The organism is Halococcus dombrowskii (assembly GCF_022870485.1).
Taxonomy (GTDB): Archaea; Halobacteriota; Halobacteria; order Halobacteriales; family Halococcaceae; genus Halococcus; species Halococcus morrhuae.
This window is the reverse complement of sequence record NZ_CP095005.1, coordinates 293,262-310,242: the sequence shown is the minus strand read 5'-3', so window position 1 is coordinate 310,242 and position 16,981 is coordinate 293,262. Positions and strand designations below refer to the sequence as shown.

Here is a 16,981-nt window from a genome sequence, read left to right as displayed (position 1 = left end):
GAATCTTTGCGTACTTCTGTCCGACAGTATAAGCAGGACGGCGGATTTAGGAACCTGGCCACGCTCGGTGACGCATGGATCGTGGCGTGTGGCTGCTCGTCGGCTGTCTCGTCCTCGCCGGCTGCATGGCCACCGGGCCGGGCGCTGACGGATCGCCGAACGCCACCGCGGCGACCACGATGGTCGATACCCCCACCGCGAGCGCGGGTGTCGATATGGGGTCCTCGGCGAAGACGGCGAACTCCGGGCTTCGAGCGACCGTCACGCACGTCGTCGACGGCGATACACTCGACGTCAGATATCCCAACGGAACCACGGACACGGTCCGGCTGCGCGGCGTCGACACGCCCGAGGTCCACGTCCCCACGAATCCGAGCGAGTACGAAGGTGTACCCGATAGCGATGCTGGCGCGGCGTGTCTCGGCGACGCGGGCGACGAGGCGAGCGCCTTCACGACACGGGCGGTCGCCGGTGAGACGGTGCGACTCGTGGAAATCGACGGCCGCGGACGCTACGATCGTCTGCTGGCGTTCGTCCGCCACGATGGCCATCGTCTCAACTATCGGCTCGTCGCGACGGGCCACGCGCGAGTCTACGACGACCAGTTCGAGGGCCGCGAGCGGTTCTCCCGGGCCGAGGCGCGCGCCCGACGGAACGGGACGGCTCTCTGGTTGTGTGCAAACGAGCCGTCGACGACACCGACTAGGTCCGACGACAGGCCGCTCACGATCGCCGCGATCGCCGCCGACGCACCGGGCAACGACAACGCGAACCTCGACGAGGAGACCGTCACCCTCGAAAACAGCGGGTCGACCCCGATCGCTCTCGACGGCTGGACGGTTCGCGACGAAGCGGACCACACCTACTCGTTCCCGAGCGACGCCACCCTCGCCGCCGGTGCGAGACTCACGCTGCACACCGGGCGCGGAACCGACACGGAAACCGACCGCTACTGGGGAGCGACGAGCGCCGTCTGGAACAACGACGGCGACACCGTGATCGTCGCGAACGCGAGCGGTGCGGTCGTCGCGCGGCGTTCGTACGGCTGAGCGCAGCACTCAACCGGCTGGCAGCCGTAGTCGAGCTGTGGCATCGCGCCTCGAACTCCCGCCGCGGCTGGTCGACTTATCGATCCTCGTAACTGTGGGTTTCGCGGTCGCCACCGGCCTGCTGAGCCTCGTCTCCGGACGGCCCGGCGACGCGATCGTGTTCGTTCTCCACGGGATGGGTGGGCTGGCGCTCGTTCTCCTCCTCTTCTGGAAACTCCGCCGCGTGCGCCCGCGACTGACCAACCGGGCGGCGTGGAATCGGGGGACGGTCGTCTCGATTCTCCTGACCGCGCTCGCGCTCGTGGCGCTCGCCACCGGGTTCGTCTGGACCTCGGGCGCGACGCCGATGGTCGGCCCGTGGCTGCTCCTGTTCGTCCACATGGCGCTCGGCGTTCTCGTCGTTCCCGTCCTGCTCGTCCATCTTCGTGGACGGATCCATCTCCCGAGCACGGACGATTTCGAGGGCCGGCGGACAGCACTCTCCTCGCTCGCGGTCGTTGGCTTCGGCGCGCTCGCGTGGCGCTTCCAGCGCGGGGCGAACCGCCTGCTCGGGCTCGCCACCGACCAGCGCTTCACCGGTTCGACCGAGGAAGGAACGGACGCGGCCAACGCCTTCCCGGTGACGAGCTGGGTCGCCGACGATCCCGACCCGATCGACCCCGCCGACTGGGAACTCCGGGTCGGGGGCGCAGTCACACGCGAGCGGACGCTCTCGATCGACGATCTCGACCCCGAGAGCACGGAGCGCACCACTCTCGACTGCACGAGCGGCTGGTACTCGACTCACGACTGGCGCGGCCTACGGGTTGGCGATCTCCTCGATACGATCGAGCCCGATCCCGCGGCACGGTGGGTCTCCTTCCGCTCGGTGACGGGCTATCGCTGGAGCCTCCCGATCGAGGAGGCCCGCGACGCGCTGCTGGCGACCCACACCGACGGCGAGCGGCTCAGCCACGGCCACGGCTTCCCGCTCAGGCTGGTCGCACCCGGGCGGCGCGGCTTCCAGTGGGTGAAGTGGATCGACGGGATCGAGGTCAGCCGACAGCGCGACATGAGCGAGTGGCTGGCGATCTTCGTCAGCGGGTTCGACGAGACCTCTACGAGCGATCGCTGACCGGCGCTCCGTCTTCGGTCGCCGGCGCGATGTGATCGATATACTCCTCGACGCTTGGCTCGTGGACCCGGATCCGTAGCTCGATGTCACCGAGCTCGTCCGGCTCGCCGACCGCGAAGTTGACCACGCCCTCGAAGGCGGCCTGTTTCTTCAGCACGACGCGCACGACATCGTCCTGACGGTCGGCGAAGAATTCGTTGCGGGCGCTGTCGAGGATCTCCTGGTCGTGCAGCAGTTCCGAAAAGTAATCCAAACTATGGGTTTCGGCGCGCACCTCGCCGGGCGCGCGCTCGATCTCCGCACCGGGAACCAGGTTCTCGACGGCCGTGACGACCCGTTCGGTGACTTCGGTGTCGTTGACCGGCGCGGCGAGTTCGACATCGATGCGGTACATCACTGCCCTTCCTCCGCGAGCAGCGTTCGGATGCGATCCTGAAACGCCGCGAGCGAGTCGGTGTTTTCGATCCGCCTGTCGGCGCGCTCGATGGCGTCGTCCATCCCGAAACCGAGTTCACGCTCGTCGCGCGCTTCGAGGCTCTCGCCGCCGTCGGCGCTCGCGACGTCGCGACCCCGTGCATCGACACGCTCGGCGCGCACATCGAAGGGGGCCTCGATGGCGATCAACGCGAACTCCTCGCCGAACCGCTCCTCGAACCGTTCGACCTCGACGCCCGAGCGGATGCCGTCGACGAGCACCGTCGAGGACTCACCGCGTTCGCGCTCGATGATCGGCAGCGACCGCTCGGCGATGGCTCCCTGACCGCTCTCCTCGCGGAGCGCCTGCGCCACGCGACCGTGGTGTTCGGCGGGATCGAGCCCCCGATCGCGGCAGGCCTCCCTGATGACGTCGCCCATCGTCACGACCGGGATCCCCATCTCGCGGGCGACGGCGGCGGCCTCGCTCTTGCCGCTGCCCGGCAGGCCGACGATACCGATGACGCTCATTGCGCCCTCTTGTGGAGAATCGCTGTTAAACGCTCCGCACCGGACCCAATCGCTTTTGAACCGCTCGCTCTCACCCTCTCCTGTGGGCACGTAGCTCAGCCCGGATAGAGCGTCGGACTTCTAATCCGACGGCCGTGGGTTCGAATCCCACCGTGCCCGTGCAGCGACCGCAGGGAGCGAACCGGCACGCAGGGGATTCGAAGCAGGGAGTGGAGCGAGCGTAGCGAGCGGAACGACCGTGGTTCGAATCCCACCGTGCCCGTAGTACCTTTTTACTTCGTCGGGTTCGCGCGGAGCGCGAACCACTCCTCGCAAAAAGCTACGCTAAAAACTCCCGCTCGCTCCCTGCGGTCGCTCACGGCGAACCGCGCTCGTTCCACTCGCGCGGACATTCCACAGCACCGCAATCACTCAGCAGACCACACAGCGACTGCCGAAGCCCTCGGGGCGTGCTCACTTCGTTCGCTACTCGCTCCCTGCGGTCGCTCGCGCCCCTCGCCCTTCATCCGCCAGGAAAGCTTGCTCTCCTGAGCCTGCGGTCGCAGAGCGACCACAGACGCCAGGACCGCACCGCCACCACCGCGCCGCCACCGCCGCCCGCGGCGCGGGCGGACCACGCGCTTTTTGCTCGCGGAGGTGAAACGAGGGGCGATGAGGGTCGGTATCGTCGCTCGTCGTGGCAACGATCGAGCGGCCGCGCTCGCCGCCGAGGTCCGCGAGCACCTCCGCGAGTCGGGTGCCGAAGTGTGGATCGACGAGGCGACCGCCGACGCGCTCGCGGTCGATGGCTACCCCGTCGCGCGGATGAGCGACTGCACGCTCGTCGTCTCTATCGGCGGCGACGGCACCTTTCTCTTTACCGCCCGCGAGGTCGGCACGACGCCGATCATGGGCGTCAATCTCGGCGAGGTGGGCTTCCTCAACGCGACCTCGCCCGACGACGCGCTCGCCGAACTCACGCACGAACTCGACCACATCGAGCGTGAGGGCGAGCCACGGACCCGGACCGTGCCCCGACTACGCGTCACCGGCGAGGATATATCGCTCCCGCGTGCGCTCAACGAGATCGTCGTGATGGGTGATCGCGGGCCCGGTCGCGGCGCGGAGTTCACCGTCGAGATCGACGGCAGCGAGTATCTCGACAGCCACGCCGACGGTGTGCTCGTCGCCACTCAAACCGGGAGCACGGCCTACAACCTGAGCGAGGGCGGCCCGCTGGTCCATCCCGACGTGCCGGCGCTCGTCGTCACAGATATGGCCGCGAGCGACCCGATGCCGCCGCTGGTCGTCGGTCGGGACAGCGAGATCGCGATCACGGTCGGTGACGGCGACACGGCCGTGGTCGCCGACGGCCGTACCCGCGAACCGCTCGTCGCGCCCGCGACAGTCACGGTCGGTGTCGCCGACGAGCCGACGCGCATCGCCGGTCCCCCGCTGGAGTTCTTCAGCGCGCTCGACAAACTCGACTGACCACGGGATGGCGATGAGTGTGAGTGGAAATACGGGGTGAGTGGTGGGGGCAAGACTGGGGACGTTTCGCAAGGTGTAACGGGGAGGAGCACCAACGAACAGCCGAATGAGCCAGCAGCTGCCGGACGTACAGGCTGCCCAGCCAGATGTAACCGTGGGACTCAATCACGTCGGCGTCACCGGCGTCGAGAAACTCGTCAAACTCGGTCGGGAGAACAAGCGCCCGATCGTGCTGATGGCGACCTTCGAGGTGTTCGTCGACCTGCCGTCGTGGCGCAAGGGCGCGGACATGAGCCGGAACATGGAGGTCGTCGACGAGACCCTCGAAACGGCCGTCGCCGAACCCGCCTACCGCGTCGAGGACGTCTGTGGCGACGCCGCCGAGCGCCTGCTCGACAAACACGAGTACACGACCGAGGCGACCGTCGAGATGGAGGCCGAATACGTCACGCGCGAGCAGACGCCCGCGAGCGACAAGGAGACCCAGGGCACGGCGACGATCATCGCCAGCGCCTGTGCGACCGAGGAGGGCACGACCGAGGAGATCGGTGCCAAAGTCACGGGCATGACTGTCTGTCCGTGCTCGCAGGGCATGTCGGCCTCCCGCGCCCGCGAGACTCTCGCCGAACTGGGCGTCGACGACGAAACCACCGAGCAGTTCCTGGAGGAGGTGCCACAGGCCGGCCACTCCCAGCGCGGACACGCGACGCTGCGCGTGAAAAGCGATGGCGCGCCCGAGGTCGACCTGCGTGATCTCATCGACGTGGCGCGCGATTCGATGAGCGCTCGTATCTACAACCTCGCCAAACGCCCCGACGAGGACCACATGACGGAGGCCGCCCACGCGAACGCGAAGTTCGTCGAGGACTGCGTGCGCGATCAGGCCGAAGGCGTCGTGAGCGAGTTCCCCGATCTCGCCGACGACGCGGTGGTGACGATGAAACAGTCGAACGACGAATCGATCCACCAGCACAACGCCCACGCCGAACGGGTCGCGACGGTCGGCCAGCTCCGATCCGAACTCGACGACTGAGTTTTTCGTGCAGATTTTTGCGAGCGCGCGGCGCGAAGCGCCGCGATCTGCGCGAACGGTGCAACTGACGTCGATCCACCAGCACAACGCTCACGCCGAGCGGGTCGCGACGGTCGGACAGCTCCGGTCCGAACTCGACGAAGCAGCGCCGGCCGACGACTAGCCGAGATCGAGGCGCTTGGCTCCCTCCCAGCGCGGCTCGAACTCGCGGGTGATCTCGCCGGCGAAGGAGGGGTCCTTGATGTCGATCATCGCGAACAGCTGCGTGCTGTCGAGCGGGTGTGGCACCTCGATACAGGTCTCGACGCCGTCGATCACGGTGAAGGTCCGCTCGACGGCGTCGCTGGTCCGCGTGCTGACGCGATCGTGGGGCAAGAGCGTGTTCACGTAGCGCTCGTTGACGGCATCGGGGAGTTCCGTGACGAGGTCGGGATGCATCAGCAGCGAGACGTCGACGCCACGATCGACGGCCGCGGCCAGTCGTTCGGTGACACGATTGCCGACCGATGCCGTGTCGAACTGGGCCGACAGCACCGCCGCGACGACCACCACGCTCTCCTCGGCGGCCGCGAGGCGCTCTTCGAGCAAGTCGATCGTCTCCTCGGCACCGACCGCCGCCGTCCAGAACCGTTCGTTGGCGGGTTCGCTGGCGTCGAGTTCGCAGACAAGCTCGTCGACGACCTCCTCGTACTGGTCAGCCCTGGCTTCGAGCTCGCGCCGGCGGTCTTCGAGCAGCCGCGAGAGCGCCGTCTCGGGCTCGACCGCGACGTATTTCTTGGGTCGCGAGGCGCTCTGTGACCTGATGAGACTGTGGGTCTCGATGCTCGCGAGCACGTCGTAGATGCGACCCATCGGCACGCCGCTGGCGCGTGAGAGCTCCTTTGCGGTCGTCGGACCGGTGTCGAGCAGCGCCCGATAGACACGCGCCTCGTATTCGGAGAGACCGAGGTCGCTGAGATCAGCCATTGTCCTCCCGTTTCGGGCCACAGCAATAAACTCATCGGCAGTTCATCGGTCGGCGTCGCGGATCGGCTAATGATCCACACGCTCGTCAGGAAAGGGTTTTGCGTGCGCGACCGGTAGGGCAGCCATGCTGCTCCGGATACTCGGACTGCTCCTTCTGATCCCGCTGTTCGACATGGTGGTGCTCGTCGCCGTGGCGACACAGACGTCGCTCGGTTTCGTCGGGGCCGTGGCGCTGGTCGTTCTCACGGCGCTGATCGGCATGTTGCTCGTGCGTTCCGAGGGCCGCCACACCGCCAGGAAGATCCAGGAGCGCATCCGGAACGGCTCGCTGCCGGGCGACGAACTGCTCGATGGCGGGCTGCTCATCGCCGCGGGCGCGTTCCTGCTCACGCCGGGGTTCGTGACGGATCTCGTCGGGCTGGTGCTCGTCGTGCCGGTGACGCGCTGGCCCATCCGGAAGGCGCTCAAGCGCTGGCTCGTCATCCCGTATCTCGATCGGAAGATGGGGGGTATCGCCAGCGGCGTCGCCTACGGCGGTGGCTTCCCCGACGGAGAGGACACCTACGACGTCGATGCCGGCAGTTACGAGGTCCACGACCGCGACGGCGATACGAGTCGGGACTGAGAGCGCGAAGAGAAACGCTTACAAACCGATGGGAGCAACTACTGGTGTCGGGCCAATAGCTCAGTTAGGTTGAGCGCTCGGCTGATAACCGGGAGGTCCGCGGTTCAAATCCGCGTTGGCCCACTGTTCTTCGACCGTTTTCCTCGCAGTAGCGACACCGCTGTCGCTCGCCGGTGACGTTCTGAAAAGACAGCAGGGGGATGTTACAGGTGATGCCACGCAACGAAGCCCCGCTGTCCCGGAGCGCGCCTTGCTCCATCACTTTCTTTGTGCTTGGACAGCATAAGCTTTGTGTGATGTGGGGGCGGGTGACATGACTGTCGTCGGGCGCACTGCCGGCCGTCAGGACTGCTGGAAGCGCGTCGTTCCGGCGGGGCCGGCAGCCAGCTCGTGGCGTGGGCGGGTGCGGTGGGCCGATGGGTCGGTTCGACGACTCCCGGCGGTCGCCGGCTCCACGGTGATCGACGCGTCGTTCCACGGCGCGAACATCGTGTGCGGGATGAACTGCTCGCTGTCGTTTCGGCACAGCGTCACGCCAGCCGAGTCGGTGGCGACGACGACGGCGTAGCGCTCGTGACTGTCGGTCTCGTAGAGAACGTCCCCGACATCGGGGTCGGCGCGGTCGGTCGTGGCATCGGTGGCTGTCATGGTGGGGCTGTCGGCGGGGAGCGGGGACCGCTGTGACACCGCCGTGTTCGCTCCGAGGACCGACCGGCTATTGAATCACGATCACCGTTGCCGGTCGTTTCTCACCGTTCCGGGCGTGAAGCGACCGAAATCGTCCGGCTCGGTGGCGTGACGGAATCGTGTGATTGAGACGTTTCGAGCCCGTACCGGGGATATGAATCGTTCACGACGCCGAAACGGTCGGGTGAGCTGTCCGTGAGCATCGACGAGCGGGTGCTGTTCGCCATCGTGCTCGCCATCGGCGTCGTGCTCCCTGGCGGTGCGAACTACGCCCTTTCGTCGCTCGGCTTCGAGACGGCCGGAACGGCCGTCTGGGCGTTCGGCTATCTTGGGGTGGCGCTGTTCGTCTGGTATCGCTGGGTTCGGCCGCTCGATTTCGGTGCGCACGGCGACGGGTCGTAACCTTGAAATCTGGGACCGACTCATCCTCCCACGAGAATGTTTCCGTTCCCGCTGCAGGCGCTCGACCGGTTCCTGCTCCAGTACAATCTCGGGCAGGTGCTGTTGCTCGTCTTCGTGCTCGCGCTGCTCGCCGCGCTCGCCCAGCGGTCCAGGAAGGTGCTCTCCATCCAGGTGATGACCTTCGGCCTCCTGTTCGCGATCGTCCCGAGCATCGACGGCCCCGGCTACTATCTCTATCTCGGCCTCGGGCTCCTCGTGGTCGCACCGCTGCTGTTCACGACCGCCAACCGCTGACCGCTCTCGCGGTGTTTTAGCCAACTATCGCATCCGGTAGCGACGGACCACAATTCCTTCTCGTCGACGAATCGTGTCGAGAGACAACGATCGAGAATTACGTCGAAAATCACCGGCGAACCGCGACAGTTCGCCGATCCGCTCTCCCGCGTCGATCCCTATTCGCTGGTCGCGTTCGTCGGGAGATCGACGCGTAGCGTGTGCGTGCCCGACTCGAACGTCCGGGTATCGCTATCGACGTACTGCTGGAGATGTTCGGTTGCGGGCGACCACACCGGTCCGGGTTTCGTGTAGCTCACTAGCGAGAGCGTGACCGACTCACCGTCGGCGACCGTGAACGTCGTCGTCGCCGTGCCGTTCTCGACGGTGACGTTCCGACTTTCGATGCGGTCGGCGAGCGCCGCGTCGGCAGTGAACTCGCCGTCGGAACGCCGCGTGATCGGCTCCTCGCTGCTGCCGTGCGCGAACCGGAGCAGCTCCTCGTTCGTGTAGGTGCCGTTCGGCCCCTGTAGCTGTTCGATCGGCTCGCCGCGCACGAGATCGACCTGGTAATAGGTCGTTTCGTCGCTGCCGAGGAAGCCGAGCGCGTCGCGTTCGGCATTCGTCAGGCTGCCGTCGTCGAGCGCCTCGCTCAGCGCCACGAGCTGGTCGTCGCTGAGATCGCCGCCCGCGATGGCGTCGGCGATCGCGGTGCGCTGCTCGTCGCTCAGCCCGTCGCCGGCGAGCGCGTCGATGATGGTCGACGTTTCCGCGTCGGTGAGACCGCTCGTGGCGAGCGTGCTGCTCACTCCGGACACCTGTTCGTCCGAGAGTCCGCTTCCGGCGAGCGAGGCCGAGATGGCGCTCGCGTCCGCACCGCCGTCCGCTCCGTTACCGCTGTTCGCGCTACCGCCGGCGTTGCCGCCCGATCGTGCGTCGTCACCGCTGCCGGCCTGCGTCCCACTACCGCCATCGTCGCCTGCTTGCGCACCGTCGCCGTCACTGTCCGTTCCGGTTCCACTCGTTTCCGTCGAGGTGGAACCGGTTTCGGTCCCCGTTTTCGCCGACTCGTCCGTCGTGTCGGTCGGGACTGCGGTCGTCCCGGTTTCCGTCGGTGCGTTCGTTTCGGTGTCCGTCACGGTCGGCCCCGTGGTACCGTCGGTCGCGGTAGTCGTCACCGCTTCCGTGTCCGTCGGCGCAGTCGTGGTCGCTGTCGGCGTGTCGGTTCCGGTCGTCGCCGTCGGCTCCGGAGCACTCGTTTCGGTTGCGGTGGCCGTGTCCGTCTCGGTGGCTGTCCCCGTTTTCGTCGGCTGCTCGGTGCTGGTCGGTGTGCCCGTTCCCGCACCGGTGACCGTCAGTGTACCGGGCGTCGTCGCCGGCTCGACGGCGCTTCCGTTGTCGTCGTCGAGACTGACCTGCTCGACGACGATCTCGCTCGTTCCCGCGCTTTCACCAGCGATTTCGACGGTACCGAGCGCGACTCCCGTTGCCCCCGGCTGGAGGTTCTCGTCGACGTCGACGCCCGAGAGCGTCGCCATCGTGCCGTTATCGCTGACTGAAACTCTGTCGAGACCGAACGCATCGGCGACCGACGCGTTCGTGATGGTCCCGACGCCCGGATCGCTCAGCCGCACCACGAGATCGTAGCCCGACACGCCCTCGGGGGCTGTCGAAAGCGTCAGCCCGACGCTCGTCGTCCCGTTGGGCGACGTGTTCGCGCTCCCGGCCGTGATCGTCGCCGATTCCTGTGTCTGTGCCGTGCTCGATCCGACGAACTGCCCGTTGACGGCCACGCCCGCGACCGCGAGCGATGCCACCACGAGTCCGACCACGACTACTGTTAGCGCCCGATTCCGCCCGCCGAACCGCCTGTTTTCATCCATGTATTAGCTGTCGTCCGCGTTCACTCGGCCATGTTGTCGAGCGTCACGATGTCGTCGTAATCGATGCGACCGTTGCCGTTGAAGTCGAACGCAGCGGTGTTGTTCGTGACCGCCGGATCGTCGAGGTTGTCGTACAGCGCCTGCGCGTCGGCTTTCGTCAGCTCGCCGTCGCCGTCGACGTCCTCGTACTTGCCGTCGCCGTCGAGATCCTGCGGCGGGTTCTCGAAGTCACCGACCGGCTCCGGACTGGCAGTGTACTCGCCGCGCTCGATGATCGTCCCGCTCGCCCCGACGGCGACGTCCGGATACGAGCCCGTCGTGTCGAGCACGATCCCCTGAAGACCGTTGCTCGTCGGCGTCTCGTCGGACTGCCAGCCCGAGCCGGTGCGCTCGTAGACCGTCCCGCTGCTGCCGGCGGCCAACCCCTTCTTCCCTTCGAGGGTGATGGCGCTGAGCGCGTTCTGTCCGGCGTAGAGCTTCGTCCAGACCGCACCGTTGTACCGGAAGATCGAGCCGTCGCCGCCCGCGACCTCGATCTCGTCGCGACTCACCGCGGCGACGTCGTACAGCCCGACGCTACCGCCGTCGATGCCGATCTCGGTCCAGCTATCGCCGCCGTCGGTCGTCTCGTAGACCTTCGAGTTCGTATCGCAGATGTAGCCCGTGCTCTCGTCGATGAAATCGATTCCCTTCGCGCTGGAACCGCCGCCGGGCTTGACCGCCGAGCCCCAGTTCATCCCGCCCGAGCCGTTTTTCGTCCCGGAGAAGAACTCGCCGGAGCCGTTGATCAGGAAGATCGTCTCGGAACCGGCCGCGCCGACGACCGCAACATCCTCCCAGGTGCTGGATTTTCCCTCGGGCTGCGAGTAATCGGTTTTCGTCCCGCTCCCGACGTCGTACTGGCCGATGACGCCGCTGCCGCCGGCGAACCAGACGTGGTTGCCGTCGTCGGTCACGCCGGCCCCGGTGAGGGTGTTGCCCTGTGCCATCGGCCCCTTCTCGATGACCGTCGTCCAGCCCGTCGAACCCCGTTCGAGAACTCGCCCGCCACCGCCGACGGCGTACGGCCCCTGGCTCGACAGAATGGTGTCGTTGAGCCCTTTCCCGGTCGGCGAGTTCGCCTCGGTCCAGTTGGCCGAATCGGGTCGTGGCTTCCGCTCGGCCGGCGGATCGGCGGTGTACTCGCCGCGCTCGACGATCGTCCCGCTCGCCCCGACGGCGACGTCGGGGTAGCCTCCAGCCGTATCGATCGCCACTCCCTGAAGCTTCTTGCTCGTTGGCGTCTCATTCTCAGTCCACGCATCTGGACTCGTCCGAACGTAGACACGCCCGCTGGAACCGACCGCCAGCCCCGAACTCCCGTCACGATCGATGTCGAAAACGGTGTTCTGACCAACATTTATTTCCGTCCACGTCGATCCGTCGTACTGGTATATTATCCCGTTGCCGGCGGCCACGCTGATGTCCGATTTACTCACGCTCGCCACGCCGCGGAGTCCGACGCTGCCGCCGTCGATACCGATCTCCTGATAGCTTCCGCCGCTATCGGTCGTCTCGTAGACCTTCGTGCTCGTGTTCGAGACGTGCCCGACCGAGGCGCTGGCGAAGTCGATACCCTTCATGCTGGAGCCGTCGGCGTTCGGGCCGCCTGGCGGCTTCTGCACTTCGTCCCAGTCCATCCCGCCCGCGTCGTTTTTCGTCCCGCTGAGCACCTCGCCGGAGCCGTTGACGAGGTGGACGGTTTCGGCTCCCGCCTTTCCTGTGACGGCGACGTCCTCCCACGTGCTCGTCTTCCCTCCCGGCGCGGAGTAGTCGGTGAGCTGCTCTTCGACCACGTCGTACTGGCCGATCACGCCACTTCCGCCGGCGAACCAGACGTGCTCGCCGTCGTCGGTGACGCCGGCTCCGGTGAGCGTATTTCCTTCGACGATCGGCCCCTTCGAGAGGACGACCTCCCAGCCGTCGGCGCGGCGGGCGAGCACCAGTCCTCCGCTCCCGACGGCGTACGGTCCTTCGCTGGTCTGTACGACATCGTTCAGCGTTTTGCCTGTCGGCGAGTCGGCTGCGGACCACGCCGACGCCTGCGCGCCGGCCGTCCCCGAGACCGCCGCCCCGACGCCGGCCGCGAGAGCCGTCGCGCCGGTGAGTTGCAGGAATCGTCGCCGATTCCGATTGATATCCGTCATTTCTCATCCCAATCTGGACGGTTTCCGGGTTATATTTGTTGCTTGCAGAAACGGTTGGAACAACCGATTGCGAACCGCTCGCGCAAAAACTCGAACGAAAAACGATAACCACCGAACGGGGTGAACGGCCGATTCAGCTTCCGAGTAGCTCCTCGTACTGCGCGCCGGTCTGTTTCAACGTTTCAGTCGAGAAGAGCCGCTCGTGGGTGTGTGGGAGATGTTCGTCGGCGAGTTCGTCGATCTTCTCGTCGACCATCTCGGCGTCGCGACCGTGGATCATCGTGAACAGGTTGTACGACCACCCCTGGTCGGGTCTGCGCGGGCGGTGATAGCAGAGGGTGACGTACGGCAGCGAGCCGACCTCGGTCCCGCGGGCGTCGAGTTCGTCGTCGGGCACGTCCCAGACGACCATGCAGTTGGCGTCGAAGCCCGTGACGACGTGGTTGACGATGCAGCCGATGCGCTTGATGCAGCCGGTCTCGCGCAGGCGGCGGATGGCGTCGACCACGTCACCGACCGACTCGTCGAGCTCCGCGGCGATGTCGCGGTAGGGCGTCGCAGTCAGTGGAAAACCACCCTGGATGGCCAGTAGCAGTCGCGCGTCGAGCGTCGAGAGATCTCCCGTTGCGGACTCGCTGATGGCGGTCGCGCGGACGTCCTCGCCCCCACCGCTCGACTCGCGGGCGAAGCGATCGCCGTTCACGACCGGGAATTCGAGGTTGATGTAGAAATCCGTCAGCATCGGCAAGTTCAACACCGAACAGCCGGTTCGCTCCTCGATGTCGGCGAGGATCGCGTCGCGCGTCTCGCGCGAGCCGGCGGTGACGACGAACCACATGTTCCAGGGATGATCGCGCCGATAGTTGTGGTTGACCTGCCGGTGCTCGTTGACGATCTCGGCGATCTCCCCGAACCGGTCCTCGGGGGCTTGCACCGCCGCGAGCGTCGACGAGCCGATGACGGGCGGGTTGAGCACCGCGCCGAACCGCCGGAAGATCCCCTGCTCGTGCAGCGACTCGACGCGGGCGAGCGCCTCGTCCTCGTCGATGTCGAGCTCCGCACCGATCGCGCGGAACGGCCGCTCCTCGACCGGGAACCCGCTCTGGTAGTCGTCGATCAGACGGCCGTCGACCGCGTCGAGATCGGCCCGCCAGTCCTCGGCCAGCGAACTCATTGGACTCCTTACGGGATGGTCGAACTACGGTCTGTCGGTTCCCGCGCGGTTATGATGCTCCCGCTCGACCGCTCGGCATGACCGATTCCAGGAATCTGACCGGACAGGTCGCGCTCGTCACCGGCGCAACGGGCGGCATCGGGCGCGAAATCGCCCGCCGGCTCGGCGCTCGCGGGGCGCACGTCGTCCTGACCGGGCGCTCGCGCGAGCGCGGGGAGGAAACCGTCGCCGCCGTCGAGCGGGCGGGCGGCAGCGCACAGTTCTTCCGCGCCGATCTCGCGGCGATGGCGACCGTCCGCGCGCTCGCCGAGGAGTTCCGTCGCCGCTACGACCGCCTCGACGTGCTCGTGACCAACGCCGGCTGCTCGCAAGACGCCCGCCAGCTCACCGCCGATGGCCACGAACTGACGCTCGCGGTCAACCATCTCGCGCCGTATCTGCTCACACACGACCTGCTCGACATGCTCGTCGAAACCCCCGACGCCCGCATCGTCGCCACTTCCTCGACCGTCCACTCGACCGGCGAGATCGACTTCGCCGACCTCCGGCTCGAGACCGACTACGAGGCGTTCGCGGCCTACGCGCGCTCGAAACTGGCGAACCTGCTCTTCACCACCGAGCTCGCCGTACGGGTCGATATCCCCGTGAACGCCGTCCATCCCGGGTTCGTGCCCGGCAGCGGGCTCTATCGTCATGCCTCGCTGCCGACCCGGGCATTCATGGCGCTCGCCGCACGCCTCCCGGTTCTCAGTACGTCGGTCAGCGAGGCCGCCGACCCGCTCGTCGATCTCGCCGTCGATCCCGACGCTGATCACACCTATTTCGATCGCCACGACCCGACCGATCCCGACCCGCGCGTCGGCGACGACCGACTGCGCGAACACCTCTGGAACGTCAGCGCCGCGCTCGTCGACGTCGATCCCGACTGGCCGTAACTCGCGACCGACTCCACAGCAATCGTGTAGTGGTATGAAACGACGCCGTAACGGGATTCAGAAATCGGCGAGTGCCGACTGATTGGCGGCTTCCAGAACGTCGCGACTGGTCTTCCAGGATGCGCGCGCGAACGGTGGAAGGCCACCGTGCTCGCGGACGTACTCGCGGAGGAATTCCCGGGTAGTGCCATCACCCGGATAGCCGCTGCCGATCGCGCCGTGTTCGGCCGCGAGATCGGCGACGTGCGCGTCCCGAGCGACCTTGGCGACGATGCTCGCCGCGCCGACGTGGTCGTGGGATTCGTCGGCACCGTGCTCGGCCGCGAGTTCCACGTCGGTCGCGGTTTCGGCCCTCACGCGGCGACCGAACCGTGCCGCGTCGGTATCGCAGGCGTCGACGACGCCGGATTCACCGACAGCAGTCGCGCAATCGATCGTATCGGCCATCGCCGCGACCGTGAGTGCGTTCAGGCTTCCGTCGTCGATCTCGTTGGGCGTGACCTCGCTCACGGCGATCGTGACTCGCTCGTCGGCGCGCAGCTCGGCGGCCAGCGCCTCGCGACGGGCGGGCGTGAGCCGCTTCGAGTCGTCGATCCCGTCGGGCAGCGCGGCGGCGTCGGCGCTGACACACGCGACGAACAACGAACCCAGGACGGGTCCGCGCCCCGCCTCGTCGACGCCGAACATACCGACGGCTCACGCGGCGGGCACAAAGCGGTTGGCAAAAACGGCGGTGTTAGTCGGCCGTCCCTGGCGTGAACGGCTCCGGCTCGTCCTCCTCGTCGGCCGTCTCGCCGTCGTCATCCGCTTCGATCGCCCACTCTGGAAGATCCTCGTGCTCGTCGTCCTCGTATAGCCGCGTGGAATCGGTCGTTCGGTGGTGGCACATGGGCTGCTACCTCCATGCTACAAGATGACACGGAACTACTTAACCGCTCGGCTCGACGAGATAGGCGGGATCGGCGAACGCCTCGTCCTCACCCTCGACGGCGATCACGTCGAGCGCCGTCACCTCGCTGTCGACGCCGAGCAGCCCCGTAAGGCTCGGCTCCGTCCGGCCTTCGTCGCTGCTCACGAGCTCTTTCACGTAGAGGCCGCCAGCGCCGCGGAGCTCCACGGTCGCGTGGCGGTCGTCGTCGAGTTCGCCTTCGATCTCGTAGACGTCGCGCACGCGGGTCCGGCTCGCCCGCCGGTGATCGACCCGCTGGGGCGTGTCCTGTTCGATCGTCGCGCCATCGAGCTCGGCGAGCGCGTCGGCGAACGCCGCCTCCTCGATCAGCTCGGTGAACTCGATGGCCATCGAGTAGGTCTTGTGCGCGTCGAGCTCCTTCACGCGCTCGACCATCTCGTGGGTCGCACGCCGGAGCTCCTCGACCTCGACGCTCCCGTCGGCGAACCCGTTGATCTCCGTCTCCAGTGCTTCGGCATCGACCGCGCGCCGCCGTGGCTGTTTGACCTCGATGACGAACGGCCGGCCGGTGCCCTGCATCGTCGCGTCGACGTCCTCGCGACCCGCACCGTGGAAGACCGACTCTGAACCATCCATCGCCTCTTCGACGACCGGCGCGGTCAGCTCCTCGACGCTCCTGTCGTAGAGATAGCCGCTGCCGCCGCAGTAGTCGCAGGGCTCCTCGCCGCCGTCCGCGACGAACTGCTTGCCGCTGCCGCCACACTCCCGGCAGGGCCACTCGGTCTGGGGGATTCCGCGTTCGAGCTTCCGGTAGCGCCCGTAAACGAACGCCGGGTTCACCTGGACGTCGACGTCGCCACGATCGAGATTGACGAGCGCGAGCACGTCCGGGCGCTCGAAATCCACCTCCGTGCCCGTGCGCTCGCCGAGGCGCTTGCCGACCTCACGGTTGAGCGCGGATTTGAACGATTCGCCGGCGTCGGTGGGGAGATCGCTCTCCTCGCGCAGCAGGCGGTCGTTCTCCTCGATCAGCGGCGGGACGCGCGTGCCGACCTGGTACGTCTCGAACTCGACGTCTCCGAGCGCGTCGACCGCGCGCTCGGCCCACTCGTCGAATCGTTCGCATTCGCCCTCGCAGACCCAGCAGTCCTCGGCTTTCTCGAACGGTTCGTCCGCGTCGAGCGCGATCGTTGTTCTGAGCGCGCGCCCGCGCGCCCTGTTCGTGAGGCCGAAGCTCCGGTCGGCGAAGACGCGGCCGAGACAGGGATCACAGACCGGGCCGTCGTCGAGAACGGCCCGCGCGTCATCGAGGATGGACATGAAACGAGA

18 protein-coding genes and 2 tRNA genes are annotated in these 16,981 nt (G+C 67.0%); 10 read left to right on the top strand and 10 right to left on the bottom strand.

Annotated features, from left to right (window positions below; translation table 11 throughout):
• Positions 1–74: 74 nt before the first annotated feature.
• Positions 75–1,049 (top strand): lamin tail domain-containing protein, encoded by a 975-nt coding sequence (locus MUK72_RS01655; protein WP_244703177.1) that lies wholly within the window; start codon positions 75–77, stop codon positions 1,047–1,049.
• 37 nt (positions 1,050–1,086) lie between these two features.
• Positions 1,087–2,163 carry a molybdopterin-dependent oxidoreductase gene (locus MUK72_RS01650; protein ID WP_244703175.1) on the top strand — a complete coding sequence of 359 codons (1,077 nt, stop codon included), beginning with the start codon at positions 1,087–1,089 and terminating at the stop codon, positions 2,161–2,163.
• Here the strand turns inward: MUK72_RS01650 and MUK72_RS01645 are convergent.
• Both MUK72_RS01645 and MUK72_RS01640 read right to left on the bottom strand, forming a co-directional pair.
• Complete coding sequence (locus MUK72_RS01645) at positions 2,147–2,557, bottom strand: RNA-binding domain-containing protein (protein WP_244703173.1); 411 nt, start codon at positions 2,555–2,557, stop codon at positions 2,147–2,149. The genes MUK72_RS01650 and MUK72_RS01645 overlap by 17 nt on opposite strands.
• On the bottom strand, positions 2,557–3,108 hold the full coding sequence (locus MUK72_RS01640; RefSeq protein WP_244703171.1) for an AAA family ATPase: 552 nt from the start codon (positions 3,106–3,108) through the stop codon (positions 2,557–2,559). The genes MUK72_RS01645 and MUK72_RS01640 overlap by 1 nt, the downstream gene beginning before the upstream one ends.
• Before the next feature lie 84 nt (positions 3,109–3,192).
• On the opposite strand from MUK72_RS01640, the gene MUK72_RS01635 reads away from it, so the two are divergent.
• From MUK72_RS01635 to mptA, 3 genes are all read left to right on the top strand, one after another.
• Positions 3,193–3,267, top strand: a tRNA-Arg gene (locus tag MUK72_RS01635).
• Between the two features lie 492 nt (positions 3,268–3,759).
• Positions 3,760–4,578, top strand: a complete 819-nt coding sequence (locus tag MUK72_RS01630) for an NAD(+)/NADH kinase (RefSeq protein WP_244703169.1) — start codon at positions 3,760–3,762, stop codon at positions 4,576–4,578.
• Positions 4,579–4,684: 106 nt separating this feature from the next.
• Positions 4,685–5,611, top strand: a complete 927-nt coding sequence (gene mptA, locus MUK72_RS01625) for a GTP cyclohydrolase MptA (RefSeq protein ID WP_244703167.1) — start codon at positions 4,685–4,687, stop codon at positions 5,609–5,611.
• Between the two features lie 159 nt (positions 5,612–5,770).
• Here the strand turns inward: mptA and MUK72_RS01620 are convergent, their stop codons facing one another.
• A complete protein-coding gene (locus tag MUK72_RS01620; RefSeq protein ID WP_244703165.1) occupies positions 5,771–6,577 on the bottom strand; it encodes a TrmB family transcriptional regulator in 807 nt (268 codons plus the stop codon).
• 124 nt (positions 6,578–6,701) lie between these two features.
• On the opposite strand from MUK72_RS01620, the gene MUK72_RS01615 reads away from it, so the two are divergent.
• Positions 6,702–7,202: an FxsA family protein gene (locus MUK72_RS01615; protein WP_004051855.1), complete on the top strand. Its 501-nt coding sequence runs from the start codon at positions 6,702–6,704 to the stop codon at positions 7,200–7,202.
• Between the two features lie 49 nt (positions 7,203–7,251).
• Positions 7,252–7,325: transfer RNA gene (locus MUK72_RS01610), tRNA-Ile, on the top strand.
• A 219-nt stretch (positions 7,326–7,544) separates the two neighbouring features.
• Here MUK72_RS01610 and MUK72_RS01605 read toward each other — a convergent pair.
• On the bottom strand, positions 7,545–7,850 hold the full coding sequence (locus MUK72_RS01605; RefSeq protein ID WP_244703163.1) for a hypothetical protein: 306 nt from the start codon (positions 7,848–7,850) through the stop codon (positions 7,545–7,547).
• Positions 7,851–8,084: 234 nt separating this feature from the next.
• Here MUK72_RS01605 and MUK72_RS01600 point away from each other — a divergent pair, with 234 nt between their 5' ends.
• Positions 8,085–8,291 (top strand): DUF7996 family protein, encoded by a 207-nt coding sequence (locus MUK72_RS01600; protein ID WP_244703161.1) that lies wholly within the window; start codon positions 8,085–8,087, stop codon positions 8,289–8,291.
• A gap of 36 nt (positions 8,292–8,327) precedes the next feature.
• Positions 8,328–8,585 carry a DUF8006 family protein gene (locus MUK72_RS01595; protein ID WP_007740453.1) on the top strand — a complete coding sequence of 86 codons (258 nt, stop codon included), beginning with the start codon at positions 8,328–8,330 and terminating at the stop codon, positions 8,583–8,585.
• A gap of 158 nt (positions 8,586–8,743) precedes the next feature.
• On the opposite strand, the gene MUK72_RS01590 is transcribed toward MUK72_RS01595, so the two are convergent.
• The 3 genes from MUK72_RS01590 to ahbB all read right to left on the bottom strand — a co-directional run bounded on the left by MUK72_RS01590 (position 8,744) and on the right by ahbB (position 13,807).
• Positions 8,744–10,447, bottom strand: coding sequence for a hypothetical protein (locus MUK72_RS01590; protein ID WP_244703159.1), 1,704 nt, complete (start codon positions 10,445–10,447; stop codon positions 8,744–8,746).
• A 20-nt stretch (positions 10,448–10,467) separates the two neighbouring features.
• Positions 10,468–12,633: a dockerin type I domain-containing protein gene (locus MUK72_RS01585; RefSeq protein ID WP_244703158.1), complete on the bottom strand. Its 2,166-nt coding sequence runs from the start codon at positions 12,631–12,633 to the stop codon at positions 10,468–10,470.
• A 133-nt stretch (positions 12,634–12,766) separates the two neighbouring features.
• A complete protein-coding gene (ahbB, locus tag MUK72_RS01580) occupies positions 12,767–13,807 on the bottom strand; it encodes a siroheme decarboxylase subunit beta (protein ID WP_244703156.1) in 1,041 nt (346 codons plus the stop codon).
• A gap of 77 nt (positions 13,808–13,884) precedes the next feature.
• On the opposite strand from ahbB, the gene MUK72_RS01575 reads away from it, so the two are divergent.
• Entirely contained in the window at positions 13,885–14,742 is an 858-nt protein-coding gene (locus tag MUK72_RS01575) for an SDR family NAD(P)-dependent oxidoreductase (protein WP_244703154.1), read from the top strand.
• A 57-nt stretch (positions 14,743–14,799) separates the two neighbouring features.
• Here MUK72_RS01575 and rnhB read toward each other — a convergent pair whose 3' ends face one another.
• From rnhB to MUK72_RS01560, 3 genes are read right to left on the bottom strand one after another with little or no spacing between them, the layout of a single operon-like run.
• Positions 14,800–15,429, bottom strand: a complete 630-nt coding sequence (rnhB, locus tag MUK72_RS01570) for a ribonuclease HII (protein ID WP_244703152.1) — start codon at positions 15,427–15,429, stop codon at positions 14,800–14,802.
• Positions 15,430–15,478: 49 nt separating this feature from the next.
• Positions 15,479–15,631, bottom strand: coding sequence for a hypothetical protein (locus MUK72_RS01565; protein WP_244703150.1), 153 nt, complete (start codon positions 15,629–15,631; stop codon positions 15,479–15,481).
• 39 nt (positions 15,632–15,670) lie between these two features.
• Positions 15,671–16,972: a tRNA pseudouridine(54/55) synthase Pus10 gene (locus MUK72_RS01560; protein WP_244703148.1), complete on the bottom strand. Its 1,302-nt coding sequence runs from the start codon at positions 16,970–16,972 to the stop codon at positions 15,671–15,673.
• Positions 16,973–16,981: the final 9 nt, after the last annotated feature.